Origin of the sequence: Stenotrophomonas sp. LMG 10879 (genome assembly GCF_002750935.1) — a bacterium.
Lineage (GTDB): Bacteria > Pseudomonadota > Gammaproteobacteria > Xanthomonadales > Xanthomonadaceae > Stenotrophomonas > Stenotrophomonas lactitubi_B.
In genome coordinates this window covers 243,071-255,243 of the sequence record NZ_PEJT01000006.1, presented here as the reverse complement: position 1 = coordinate 255,243, position 12,173 = coordinate 243,071, and the positions used below count along the sequence as shown (strand labels likewise).

Here is a 12,173-nt window from a genome sequence, read left to right as displayed (position 1 = left end):
CGTGGGCGGTGAGTGTCCTGGTTGAGGCGGCGGGTAGCCCCCACCAGGACACGCCGTAAACCCATCCATGGGGGCTCGGTCGCGGCATCCATGCCGCTCACGGTCCTGGTGGGGGCTACCCGCCGCCTCCGGACAGTTTCCCGGCGCCCTCGCGCCGCGAAGTGATCACTGAAAATCAAATTCGAAAGCAAAGGCAGAAGCAGAGCTATGGGTATCGAACAACATCAGGTGCGGGCGGCGGAGTTGCTGCATGCGGCCGGCATCCTGCCGGTGGTGACGATTCATACGCTGGACCAGGCGCGTGCGGTCAGTGCGGCGTTGCTGGAAGGCGGATTGCCGGCGATCGAGCTGACGCTGCGGACGCCGGTGGCGATGGAAGCGCTGGCGATGCTCAAGCGCGAGCTGCCGGATGTGGTGGTCGGCGCCGGTACGGTGCTGACGGTGGAGCAGATGCAGCAGTCCATCGATGCGGGCGCGGATTTCCTGGTGACCCCGGGTACGCCGCCGGTGCTGGCTGATGCGCTGGCTGCGGCACCGCTGCCGGTAGTACCGGGTGCGGCGACGCCGACCGAGCTGCTGTCGCTCTACGCGCGCGGCTTCCGTGTCTGCAAGCTGTTCCCGGCCACGGCCGTGGGCGGCCTGGCCATGATCAAGGGCGTGGCCGGCCCGATCGCCGACCTCAAGCTGTGCCCGACCGGTGGCATCACCGAGAACACGGCGGCCGAATACCTCGAGCAGAAGAACGTGGTCTGCATCGGCGGCTCGTGGATGGTGCCGGGCAACTGGATCGACGCCGGCCAGTGGGACAAGGTGCGCGAAAGCGCGGCGCAGGCCGCGAAGATCGTCAAGCGCGTACGCGGCCACTGAGTCTGACGCAGCTGTAGAGCCGAGCCCACGCTCGGCTCCACGCCAGCGGAATGGAAAGCAGCCGAGCATGGGCTCGGCTCTACAGGGCCAGCATCCAGAGCGCGCGCAGCGCGCGACCCGCTCCTGCACTTCCCTCTTCATTCCGCGGTAGCGGCGCACGGAACCTGTCCGTGGCCCTGCGGAGGGATGGCGCAGGGGCGTAAGCGCCATGGATGGCGCGCCCGAGCCTCCAGGGATGGATTCACGGCGTCCCCTGCGCCATCCCTCCGCAGGGCCAACCCCATGAAACCAACCGCACACCGCGAGGGGCTCAGCCGTTGGCCGAAACCCTTACAGCGGCCGTGCCGGATCCACCAACCCATACTGGCTGGCCATCCGCGCCAACGCGATGTTGTCGTGGATTCCCATCTTCTCGAACAACCGCGCCTTGTGCGTGTTCACCGTCTTCGCACTCAGGCTCAGGCGCCGCGCGATGTCTTCCTGGCGCAGGCCCTGGGTCAGCAGCAATGCCACTTCCAGCTCACGCGGCGACAGGTTGTCGAACGGCGAGCCGTTGCCTTCCACGGTGGACAACGCCAGGTTCTGCGCGATGCTCGTGCCCAGGTAGCGTCGTCCGGCGGCCACGTCGCGCACCGCGCGCAGCAGTTCCTGTGCATCACAGCCCTTGCCGATGTAACCGGCAGCACCGGCTTCGAGCAGGCGCTTGGGCAGCGGACCGTCCTCCAGCACCGACACGATCACCACCCGCGTGCTGCGGTGGCCACGGACGATGCGCTCGGTCACTTCCATTCCGCTCACCCCGGGCAGGTGCAGATCACACAGCACCACGTCCGGTTGCAGCTGGCGGATCGCGGGCAGCGCGTCTTCGCCGGTCTCGGCCTCGCCCACCACTTCAATGTCGGTTTCACTCGACAGTATCATCTTCATCCCGGTGCGGACCAACGCGTGGTCATCCACCAGCTAGACTCGAATCGTCATTCACGTACCTCTTCGAATGCGGCCAATACGGGTCAACCTAGGCAGGAGCACCTGACCACTGCAAGCGCGGATGTTGCGCAATTCCGGCGTTCTGCCTTGCGCATCACATTCTTCACGCACTGATCGTGCCCCTTGCCCTGCAGAACCCGTTACAACGAAACAACCCGTCCCTCAGGTAGACGCCCTTGGGAGGGCATCCACGTCACTCCCCTTGCGTGATCGCTTCGCTGGCCGTCGCTGGCGGCGAACCGTGCCGTCGCCATGGATGACGGCGGCTGAACATGACCAGGTAGCACCCTACCACCCAAACCAGCGCGGCACACCATCCGGCCAGGATGTCGGAGGGATAATGCACCCCCAGATAAACCCGGGAAACGCTTACCAGCAGGCTGAACGACGGCGCCAGCAGCAGCACCGGCCAGCGCCAGCGGGTATTCCAGGCCAGCAGCACCAGGGTGACCGCCAGGGTCATCGAGCCCATCGCGTGGCCACTGGGGAAACTGAACGTGGATTCCGGCGCGATCGATTCCCACAGGCTGGGCCGGTCGCGCTGGAAGAAGTGCTTGCTGCCCATGTTCAGCAGCGCCGACCCGACGAAGCTCACGGCCACGAAGGTCGCTTCACGCCAACGCCGGTGCCAGGCCAATGCGCCGACAATCAGCACGTCGGCCGGGATCAGGAACCACTCGTAACCCAGTTTCGACAGCAGCACGAAGATGCGGTCCAGCCACGGCGAATGCAGGCCGTGCATCTGCCACAGCAGCGGCGCATCGAAGTGGAAGGACTCGAACTCGTGCACTTCGTCGGCCAGGGCGACGAATCCGGCCAGCGGCAGCAGCACACCGGCAAACAGCAACAGCAGCCGCCAGGCATTGCGCGCCATCCAGTGGCGGAAACCGGAGGCTGGCTCCGGTGCAGCGAGGATCGTCGGCTTACCCGGCGCTTCGGACATAGGTGCGTTCAACGTAATCATCGATCAGGGCGACGAATTCCTGGGCGATGTTCTCGCCACGCAGGGTCACCTTCTTCTCGCCATCGACGAACACCGGTGCCGACGGTGCTTCGCCGGTACCCGGCAGCGAGATGCCGATGTTGGCATGCCGCGACTCACCGGGCCCGTTGACCACGCAGCCCATCACCGCCAGGGTCATGTTCTCCGCACCCGGGTGCTGGATCTTCCACAGCGGCATCTTTTCGCGCACGTGGTTCTGCACCACCTTGGCCAGTTCCTGGAAGAACTCCGAGGTGGTACGGCCGCAGCCCGGGCAGGCCGTGACCAGCGGGGTGAACGCGCGCTGGCCGGTGGTCTGCAGCAGTTCCTGGGCGACGATCACTTCCTGCGTACGCGACTGGCCCGGTTCGGGCGTCAGCGAAATGCGGATGGTGTCGCCGATGCCTTCCTGCAACAGCACGCTCAGCGCCGCCGCCGAGGCGACGATGCCCTTGCTGCCGATACCGGCTTCGGTCAGGCCCAGATGCAGGGCGAAGTCCGAACGCTGGGCCAGATCGCGGTAGACCGCGATCAGTTCCTGCACGCCGCTGACCTTGGCCGAAAGGATGATGCGATCGCGCGGCAGGCCGATGTCCACGGCCTGCTCGGCCGAATCCAGCGCCGAACGGATCAGCGCCTCGCGCAGCACGCGGCCGGCGTCCCAGGGCTGTTCGCGATGGTTGTTCTCGTCCATCAGCTTCGCCGCCAGGGCCTGGTCCAGCGAGCCCCAGTTGGCGCCGATGCGCACCGGCTTGTTGTAGCGGATGGCGAACTCGATCAGCTGGGCGAACTGCAGGTCCTTCTTCTTGCCGAAGCCCACGTTGCCCGGGTTGATGCGGTACTTGGCCAGCGCTTCGGCACAGGCCGGTTCGGCCGTCAGCAGCTGATGGCCGTTGTAATGGAAGTCGCCGATCAGCGGGACATCGATGCCCATCATCGCCAGCTTGTCGACGATGCGCGGGATCGCCGCCGCCGCTTCGACGGTGTTGACGGTCAGGCGCACCATTTCCGAGCCGGCGCGCCAGAGCTCGGCGACCTGCTTCACGCTGGACGCCACGTCGGAGGTGTCGGTGTTGGTCATCGACTGCACCACCACCGGCTTGCCACCGCCCACGGTGACTCCACCGATCTGGACCGATTGGGTCAGGCGACGGGGCCAGGCAGTGGCATCGGAGGGGGCTGTAGGGCGGGTGACGGCGTCATGCATGCGGGCATTCTAACGCCCGCCCCGACCTTGCGGGTGTGTCGCATTCAGGCGGCAGTGCGGCTGCGGCCGATTGTCGCAGGCAGGCATCCCCGCGAACGCATACGATGGGCGCGAATGACCGGTCCCGACGCCCCGTTTCTCCGAACCCTGTGCAGCCTGCGCTGGCTGGCCGTGGCTGGCCAGGCGGCCACCATCCTGGTCGCCACCTGGGTGCTGGGACTGCCGTTGCCGCAACTGCCGTTGTGGTCGGGCGTGGCCGTGCTTGCCGTATTCAACCTGTATACGCAACTGCGCCCGGAACCGGCCGATACCGCGCCGCTGACCGCCTTCGGCCACATCCTGGTGGACGTGATCATCCTCACCTGGATGGTCAGCTGGAGCGGCGGCATCGCCAATCCGTTCGGCTCGCTGTTCCTGATCCTGATCGCCCTGGCCGCGTTCGCCCTGCCCCTGCGCTGGGCCCTGGCCGTGGCCAGCGCCTGCCTGCTCGGCTATGCCGCCAGCGGACTGTTCGGACAACCGCTGCCGGCCGGCTACTTCAACGCACTGGACCTCAATCGCTGGGGCGTGATCGCCACCTTCCTGCTGTCCGCTGCGGTGGTGCTGATCTTCTCCACCCGGCTGGCGATCGCCCTGCGCGAGCGCGAGCTGGAACTGTCGGCGCTGCGCGAACGCTTCGCGCGCAACGAAGGCATCGTCGCCCTGGCCACGCATGCGGCCTCGGTGGCGCACGAACTGAACACGCCGCTGGCGACGATGACACTGCTTGCCGACGACGTGGCCGAGCGCAGCGAAGAGCCGGAAGTGCGCGAGGACATGGAGACCCTGCGCGAGTTGCTGGTGCAGTGCCGTGAGCGCGTGCTGGCACTGGCCGCGCCGGCCTCCAACGACCGCCCCGGGCGCGCCCGCTCCACCGCCCAGCAGGTGCTGGAGCAATGGCGGCTGGTGCGCCCGACCATCGATCTGCACCGCAACGACGACGCGCCGCTGCGCCTGCCGCTGGACCCGGGCGTCGGCCACCTGCTGATGGTGCTGCTGAACAACGCGGCCGATGCCGGCGAGCAGGCTGGCCGCCCGCGCGTCGACCTCAGCCTGCGCATCGAAGGCGAGGACCTGATCGGCGAAGTACGCGACTACGGCCATGGCTTCGATGCCCGCGCCGCCGTCCTGCCGGGCAAGCTGTTCGGCAGCAGCAAGAGTGAAGGCATGGGCGTCGGTCTTGCCCTGTCCCATGCCACCATCGAACGCCTGGACGGCGAGATGTGGATGCGCCCGGCCCAAGGGGCCGGTAGCCGCGTCGGCTTCCGCCTGCCGTTGGCCCCCCGCGAGGAATGACCATGACTGCTTCTACCCTTGGCCTGCTGGTCGACGACGACGAACTCTACCTGCGCACGCTGCAGCGCAGCCTGGCCCGCAAGGGGCTGGAGACGCAGACCGCACAGGATGCCGCCAGCGCACTGGCACTGGCCCGCCAGCATCCGCCAGCGTTCGCACTGATCGATCTGAAGCTGGGCAGCGATTCCGGCCTGGCGCTGATCCAGCCGCTGCGCGCGCTGCGTGCGGACATGCGGATCCTGCTGGTGACCGGCTATGCCAGCATCGCCACCGCGGTGGAGGCGATCAAGCTCGGCGCCGACGACTACCTGCCGAAGCCGTCGACGGTGCCGATGATCCTGCGCGCGCTGGGCGAAGAAGACGATGGTCCCGCCGATGACGGCGAGATGGAAGTGCCCGATGCGATGACCCCGATCAGCCGCCTGCAGTGGGAACACATCCAGCAGGCGATGCACGAAACCGGTGGCAACGTGTCGGCGGCCGCGCGTCTGCTGGGCATGCACCGGCGTTCGCTGCAGCGCAAGCTGGCCAAGCGGCCGAGCCCGGAACGCGATCCGAGCCGGTAACGCGGCGTCGTATCCGCCGGCATGGCCTGGCGCTACCGGGGTAACGAAGGGTAGCGCCGGGCCATGCCCGGCGGCATTCCCCGCCCGCGTCAGCCCTTCAGCTGGGCCAGCAGCTCACGGGTCAGCGGGTCGTTGACCTCGACATCCTCACCCTGCAGAGCGGGCAGCAGGCCGCTGGCCAACTGCTTGCCCAGCTCGACACCGAACTGGTCGAAGGCGTTGATGTTCCAGATCACCGACTGCACGTACACCGCGTGTTCGTACATCGCGATCAAGGCACCCAGCGCCTGCGGGGTGAGCGCATCGAGCAGGATCATCGTGCTCGGGCGGCCACCCGGGTAATCGCGGTGCGGATCGTCGCTGCCCTGGCCGTTGGCCAGCGCTTCGGTCTGCGCCAGCAGGTTGGCCATCAACGCCTGGTGGTTGACCGTATACGGGTCGTCGTTGTGCACGCAGCCGATGAAATCGGCCGGAATGATGCTGGTGCCCTGGTGCAGGGCCTGGAAGAAGCTGTGCTGCACGTCGGTGCCGGCACCGCCCCACCACACCGGCACCGTGTCGGTGGTGACCGGCTGGCCATCGCGCTGCACGCGCTTGCCCAGGCTTTCCATCACCAGCTGCTGCAGGTAGGCCGGCAGCAGCGCCAGGCGCTGGTCGTAGGTCATCACCGCGTGCGTGGCAGAGCCCAGCAGATTACGGTTCCAGATGTCGGTCAGGCCGTGCAGCACCGGCAGGTTGCGCTCCAGCGGCGCGTCCAGCGCATGCGCATCCATCTGCGCGGCACCTTCCAGCAATTGCTCGAAGCGCTCGAAGCCGATGGCCAGTGCGATCGGGAAACCGACGGCCGACCACAGCGAATAGCGGCCCCCCACCCAGTCCCACATCGGCAGCACGCGTTCGGCGGCAATGGCGAAGGCCTTGGCGGCGCGTTCCGGATTGGCGCTGACCGCGTACAGGCGCTCGCTGCCGCCCAGCCAATCGTGCAGGATCTGGCCGTTGAGCAGGGTTTCCTGGGTACCGAAGGTCTTGGAGATCAGGATGCCAGCGGTCTTCGCCGGATCCAGCGTGGCCAGCGTGCGCTGCATGGCGGCGCCGTCCACATTCGACACGAAATGCACGCGCAGGCGTGCACCGGTGACCGGACGCAACGCGTCGGCGACCAGGCGCGGACCGAGATCGGAACCGCCGATGCCGACGCTGACCACATCGGTCACGCCACTGTCTTCCAGCGCGCGCACCAGCACACCCATGCGCTGGCGGATGCCGCGCGCGGTGGCATAGGCCTCGGCCGCCACCGGCGCATCGACCACATCACCGCGCAGCGCGGTATGCAGCGCGGCGCGGCCTTCGGTCAGGTTGACCTGCTCGCCACGGAACAGGCGCGTGATGGCACCGCCGACATCACGTTCGGCAGCCAGCGCCAACAGCGCCTGCAACGCCGCGGCATCGTATTTCTGCCGGGCGAAGTTGACATACAACGGACCGACCCGCAGCGCCAGGTCCTGCACACGGCCGGGTTCGGCGGCGAGCAGGCCGGGAATGCTTGCGCCCTTCAGGCGCTGGGCGTGGGAATGCAGCGAGTCGAATCCGTTGTTCGTTGTCATGCGGCCTGGGTCGGGATCGTGTCGTTGGTGTGGGAGATCTGGTTGTTGCCATCAACGTACACCAGCTTCGGCTTGAAGCTGTCGGCTTCCTGCTCGGTCATGCTGGCGAAGGCGGCAATGATGATGATGTCACCGACCTGCACGTGGCGCGCGGCGCCACCATTGAGCGAGACGACGCCGCTGCCGGCTTCGGCGCGGATCGCGTAGGTCGAGAAGCGCGCACCGTTGGTCACGTCCCAGATGTGCACCTGCTCGAATTCACGGATGCCAGTGGCAGCCAGCAGATTGTCATCGATGGCGATCGAGCCTTCGTAGTTCAGCTCGGAATGGGTGACGGTGGCGCGGTGAATCTTGGTCTTGAGCAGGGACAGGTGCATGGGGGCGCTGCAACGGCAAAGGAAAGAGCGGATTCTAGCACCCGCTTGGCCGTCATCAGGGGGCTGCGACGGGACGCTGAAGACCGTTCAGGCGCCCTCGACCGGTAGCGCTGCCGGGGCATGCCCGCAGGCGCCGTACAGCGACAGGCCGAACACCGTATGGAAGGTCAGCCCGGCGACCAGGCCGAAGCCGCCCGCGGCCAGCACCGACAGGCCGTAGCTGATCACGTCGAAGGTATCGACATAGCGCAGGCGCTGCAGCAGCGGACCATTGTCCGCGCCCGGCCAGGCACAGGTCGCCATGGCCAGCGCGCCCAGACCGAACCCCACGAGCAGAAAGGCGGTCCGGCGCAGACGCCGCTGGGACTGCAGGATCAGCGCCATCGGCAGCAACACCGCGATGGCGTTGCACACGCCCAGCACGAACATCAGCGCACCGCCGGTGAGTGCCGGTACGGGCGTACGCGCGAAGTCGAGCGCAAACAACAGGCCGCCCATCAGCTGGGCAGGCACCATGCCGGCGGCCAGTACCGCCAGGATCGAGGCCCGGGCAAGACGGCCGGTAGTAGTAGTGGGGGTATTCATTTCCGGTCTCCCGTCCATGGGAAGGTGAGAGGCGCCCGCTGCGGGCGCCCCTGAGCCGCATGCGGCTCAGAACTCCAGGTTGTCGATCAACCGGGTGGTGCCCAGGCGGGCGGCGATCAGGGCCACGCGGCCACCGCCATCAAAGGTCGGTTCGGCCAACTCCGGGGTGCGCAGCACCGCGTAATCCACCTGGAAGCCGGCCGCCTGCAGCGCAGCCGTGGCTTCGGCCTCGATCTGCGTGCGCGTCTGCCCGGCCACGTAGCCTTCGCGCATGCCCAGCAGGGTGCGATGAAGGGTGGTCGCCAACGGGCGCTGCTCGGCGCTGAGGTACTGGTTGCGCGAGCTCTTGGCCAGGCCATCGTCATCGCGCACGATCTCGGCACCGACGATCTGGATCGGGAACGACAGCTCGGCCACCATCTGCTTGATGACTGCCAGCTGCTGGTAGTCCTTGCGACCGAACACGGCCACGTCCGGCTGCACCTGCAGGAACAGCCGTGCCACCACCGTGCAGACGCCATCGAAATGGCCCGGGCGGCTGGCGCCTTCCAGCACTTCACTGACACCGGGCGCATGCATCTGCGTGGTCTTGTCCACGCCCAGCGGGTACATCGCTTCGACGCTGGGCAGCCACACCGCATCGCAGCCCACCTGCTCCAGCCCAGCCACATCGGCTTCGGGGGTGCGCGGATAGCGGCTGAAATCCTCGTTCGGCCCGAACTGCGTCGGGTTGACGAAGATGCTGGCCACCACCTTGTCGGCGTACTGCTTTGCCAGGGTGATCAGCGCGTGGTGCCCGCCATGCAGGTTGCCCATGGTCGGCACCAGCGCCACGCGCAGGCCCTCGCCCTTCCACTGCGCGATCTGCGCGCGCAGTGCACCGAGTTCGTTGAAGGTCTGGATCATTGGGCGTACGCGTGCTCTTCGTCGGGGAAGCTGCCATCGCGCACGGCATCGGCGTAGGCGCGGGTGGCGCCGGCCACCGAGCCGCCTTCGGCCAGGAAGTCCTTGACGAACTTCGGACGGCGATGGCCGCTGTCCAGGCCGAGGAAGTCGTGCAGCACCAGCACCTGGCCATCGCACTGCGGACCGGCACCGATGCCGACGGTCGGCACGGGAACGGCAGCGGTAACGGCAGCGGCAACCGGCGTCGGCACGCATTCGAGCACCATGATGCTGGCGCCCGCCTCGGCAACGGCCTTGGCGTCTTCCACCAGCTGGCGCGCGGCATCGCCACGGCCCTGGATCTTGAAGCCACCCAGGCGCAGCACCGACTGCGGGGTCAGGCCCAGGTGCGAGCAGACCGGGATCTCGCGCTCGACCAGGTAACGGATGATGTCGACCTTGAAGCCGGCACCTTCGATCTTGACCATCTCCGCGCCTGCCTGCAGCAGCTGCAGCGAAGCATCCAGCGCGCGTTCCGGGGTGGCATCGGCACCGAACGGCAGGTCGGCGATCAGCAGCGCACGCTGCAGCACGCGGGCGACCGCGCGGGTGTGGTAGACCATGTCGGCCACGGTCACCGGCAGGGTCGAATCGTGACCCTGCACGACCATGCCCAGCGAATCGCCGATCAGGATCAGGTCGACGCCATTGGCATCGAAGGTGCGCGCGAAGCCTGCGTCGTAGGCGGTCAACATGACCAGCTTCTGGCCATTGCGCTTGGCCTCGGCCAGGGCGGGAACGGTCCAGGGCTTGCTGTCTGCGTGGGTGCTCATGTGCTGATAACCGGGGGAGATAACCCGGGCATTATCACCCTAACGGCGCGATCCCGCAGGCATCCACCCGCATCACTGCATCCCGCACGCGGCCATGGCCGGGAATGGCCAGATCGGCGGCGATTTCGGCCAACGGCACCAACACGAACGCACGCTCATGCAGATAGGGATGCGGCACTTTCAGCTCGGGGAGGTCCAGCACCTGCTCGCCGAACAGCAGCAGGTCCAGATCCAGCGCACGCGGCCCCCAGTGCACGGCAGGGTCGCGTACGCGGCCGAAGCGCTGCTCCAGCGCGAGCATGGCCTGCAGCAGCGCGACAGCGGACAGATCGGTGTCGACCGAGGCCACTGCGTTGACGAAGGGCGGCTGGTCCTCGTTGCCCCATGCCGGCGTCGCGTACAACCGCGACGCCAGCGTCAGACGGGTTCCGGGCAGTTCGCCCAGCGCGGCGACGGCCGCGCGGACGGTGTGGGCTGCGTCGCCAAGATTGGCGCCCAGCCCGATCCAGGCAGCGGTCATCGATTACTCGGCGGCACCGGCAGCGGCGCCATCAGGACGACGACGACGGCGACGACGCTTGCGCGGTGCCCCAGCCTCCTCATCGCCGGCTTCGCTGTGCAGCGAATCCAGCGACGAATCCAGCTCATGCCCGGACTGCGCCTGCGCTTCGCGCCAGAACGCGACGTCGGCTTCGTGCTCTGCCGATGCCACCTGGCGCAGGGCCAGGAAATCGAAGGCGGCACGGAAACGGGGGTGGCTGAGCGTGCGCATCACGCGCTTGCGCTGACGCGAACTGAAGCGCGCCTGCAGCAGCCAGATCTCCTGCATCGGCAGCGAGAAACGGCGCGGCAATGCGATAGTGCTCAACTGCTGCACAGTGACGCGGTCGGCGGCACGGCGCTGCGCCTCTTCCGGTGCCACGCCCTGCTTGAGCAGGGTTGCCTGCGCGCGGCAATAGGCCGGCCACAGCAACAGCGCGAACAGGAACGCCGGCGACACGGGCTCGTCATTGGCCACGCGTGCATCGGTGTTGGCCAGGCCCTCGACCAGCATGCGGCGCAGCGCACCGGTGCGGTTCGACTTCAGCGCCTTGGCGCTTTCCGGGAACAGCACGTCGAACAGGCCATAGCGTTCCAGCCCTTCGAAGCTGGCCACGCCGTGCCCGGACAGGAACAGCTTGAGGACTTCCTCGAACAGGCGCGCCGGTGCGGCTTCGTTGAGCAGGCCGGCCAGCTGCGGGATCGGTGCGGCGGTGCCCTCTTCGATCTGGAAGCCGAGCTTGGCCGCCAGACGGACCGCACGCAGCATGCGCACCGGATCTTCCTGGTAGCGCTGCACCGGGTCGCCGATCAGCTTCATCAGGCGTGCCTGCACGTCTTCGAAGCCGCCGGTGTAGTCACGCACCGAGAAGTCCTCGATGGCGTAGTACAGGGCATTGCAGGTGAAGTCGCGGCGGATGGCGTCGTCTTCGATGCTGCCGTACACGTTGTCGCGCACGAGCATGCCGTTTTCCATCTCGCGGTCGCCGCTGCCGTCATCGATGTTGGCACGGAACGTGGCGACTTCGATGATCTCGCGGCCGAACACAACATGGGCCAGGCGGAAACGGCGGCCGATCAGGCGGCAGTTGCGGAACAACTGCTTGACCTGTTCGGGCGTGGCATCGGTGGCCACGTCGAAATCCTTGGGTTGGCCATTGACCAGCAGATCGCGCACCGCGCCGCCGACAAGGTAGGCGCCGAAGCCGGCATCGCGCAGTCGATAAAGCACGCGCAAAGCGTTCGGGCTGATGTCCTTGCGGGAGATCGTGTGCTGGTCGCGCGGGATGACGCGCAGGCTGAACGGTGATGTAGCAGAGGAAATGATGTTGGCGCTTCCGGTTGAAGTTTCGGGATTGCCCAATGGCATCGAGGTGCATATACTAGCGCTCCTGCACCGGCAGCG

13 protein-coding genes are annotated in these 12,173 nt (G+C 67.2%); 3 read left to right on the top strand and 10 right to left on the bottom strand.

What is annotated here, in order from left to right; all coding sequences use genetic code 11:
- The first annotated feature begins 207 nt into the window (after nt 1-207).
- Complete coding sequence (locus CR919_RS11610) at nt 208-867, top strand: bifunctional 4-hydroxy-2-oxoglutarate aldolase/2-dehydro-3-deoxy-phosphogluconate aldolase (protein ID WP_099820140.1); 660 nt, start codon at nt 208-210, stop codon at nt 865-867.
- 330 nt (nt 868-1,197) lie between these two features.
- On the opposite strand, the gene CR919_RS11605 is transcribed toward CR919_RS11610, so the two are convergent.
- The 3 genes from CR919_RS11605 to ispG form a co-directional block, all read right to left on the bottom strand.
- Nucleotides 1,198-1,827, bottom strand: a complete 630-nt coding sequence (locus CR919_RS11605; RefSeq protein WP_279324056.1) for a response regulator — start codon at nt 1,825-1,827, stop codon at nt 1,198-1,200.
- 220 nt (nt 1,828-2,047) lie between these two features.
- A complete protein-coding gene (locus tag CR919_RS11600) occupies nt 2,048-2,797 on the bottom strand; it encodes a phosphatase PAP2 family protein (RefSeq protein WP_089240345.1) in 750 nt (249 codons plus the stop codon).
- Entirely contained in the window at nt 2,778-4,043 is a 1,266-nt protein-coding gene (gene ispG, locus CR919_RS11595) for a flavodoxin-dependent (E)-4-hydroxy-3-methylbut-2-enyl-diphosphate synthase (RefSeq protein WP_099820139.1), read from the bottom strand. The genes CR919_RS11600 and ispG overlap by 20 nt, the downstream gene beginning before the upstream one ends.
- A 114-nt stretch (nt 4,044-4,157) precedes the next feature.
- Here ispG and CR919_RS11590 point away from each other — a divergent pair, with 114 nt between their 5' ends.
- Both CR919_RS11590 and CR919_RS11585 read left to right on the top strand, forming a co-directional pair.
- Nucleotides 4,158-5,378, top strand: coding sequence for an ATP-binding protein (locus tag CR919_RS11590; protein ID WP_099820138.1), 1,221 nt, complete (start codon nt 4,158-4,160; stop codon nt 5,376-5,378).
- Nucleotides 5,375-5,944 carry a response regulator transcription factor gene (locus CR919_RS11585; protein WP_032952096.1) on the top strand — a complete coding sequence of 190 codons (570 nt, stop codon included), beginning with the start codon at nt 5,375-5,377 and terminating at the stop codon, nt 5,942-5,944. The genes CR919_RS11590 and CR919_RS11585 overlap by 4 nt, the downstream gene beginning before the upstream one ends.
- A gap of 89 nt (nt 5,945-6,033) precedes the next feature.
- Here the strand turns inward: CR919_RS11585 and pgi are convergent, their stop codons facing one another.
- From pgi to pcnB, 7 genes are all read right to left on the bottom strand, one after another.
- A complete protein-coding gene (pgi, locus tag CR919_RS11580; protein ID WP_099820137.1) occupies nt 6,034-7,548 on the bottom strand; it encodes a glucose-6-phosphate isomerase in 1,515 nt (504 codons plus the stop codon).
- Nucleotides 7,545-7,925 carry an aspartate 1-decarboxylase gene (gene panD, locus CR919_RS11575; protein WP_004153087.1) on the bottom strand — a complete coding sequence of 127 codons (381 nt, stop codon included), beginning with the start codon at nt 7,923-7,925 and terminating at the stop codon, nt 7,545-7,547. The genes pgi and panD overlap by 4 nt, the downstream gene beginning before the upstream one ends.
- Before the next feature lie 87 nt (nt 7,926-8,012).
- Complete coding sequence (locus tag CR919_RS11570; protein ID WP_099820136.1) at nt 8,013-8,510, bottom strand: hypothetical protein; 498 nt, start codon at nt 8,508-8,510, stop codon at nt 8,013-8,015.
- A 66-nt stretch (nt 8,511-8,576) separates the two neighbouring features.
- On the bottom strand, nt 8,577-9,416 hold the full coding sequence (gene panC / locus CR919_RS11565) for a pantoate--beta-alanine ligase (RefSeq protein ID WP_099820135.1): 840 nt from the start codon (nt 9,414-9,416) through the stop codon (nt 8,577-8,579).
- Complete coding sequence (gene panB / locus CR919_RS11560; RefSeq protein ID WP_099820134.1) at nt 9,413-10,228, bottom strand: 3-methyl-2-oxobutanoate hydroxymethyltransferase; 816 nt, start codon at nt 10,226-10,228, stop codon at nt 9,413-9,415. Before panB ends, panC begins: the two co-directional genes overlap by 4 nt.
- A 34-nt stretch (nt 10,229-10,262) precedes the next feature.
- On the bottom strand, nt 10,263-10,748 hold the full coding sequence (folK, locus tag CR919_RS11555; protein WP_099820133.1) for a 2-amino-4-hydroxy-6-hydroxymethyldihydropteridine diphosphokinase: 486 nt from the start codon (nt 10,746-10,748) through the stop codon (nt 10,263-10,265).
- A 3-nt stretch (nt 10,749-10,751) separates the two neighbouring features.
- Entirely contained in the window at nt 10,752-12,131 is a 1,380-nt protein-coding gene (pcnB, locus tag CR919_RS11550) for a polynucleotide adenylyltransferase PcnB (RefSeq protein WP_099820132.1), read from the bottom strand.
- Nucleotides 12,132-12,173: the final 42 nt, after the last annotated feature.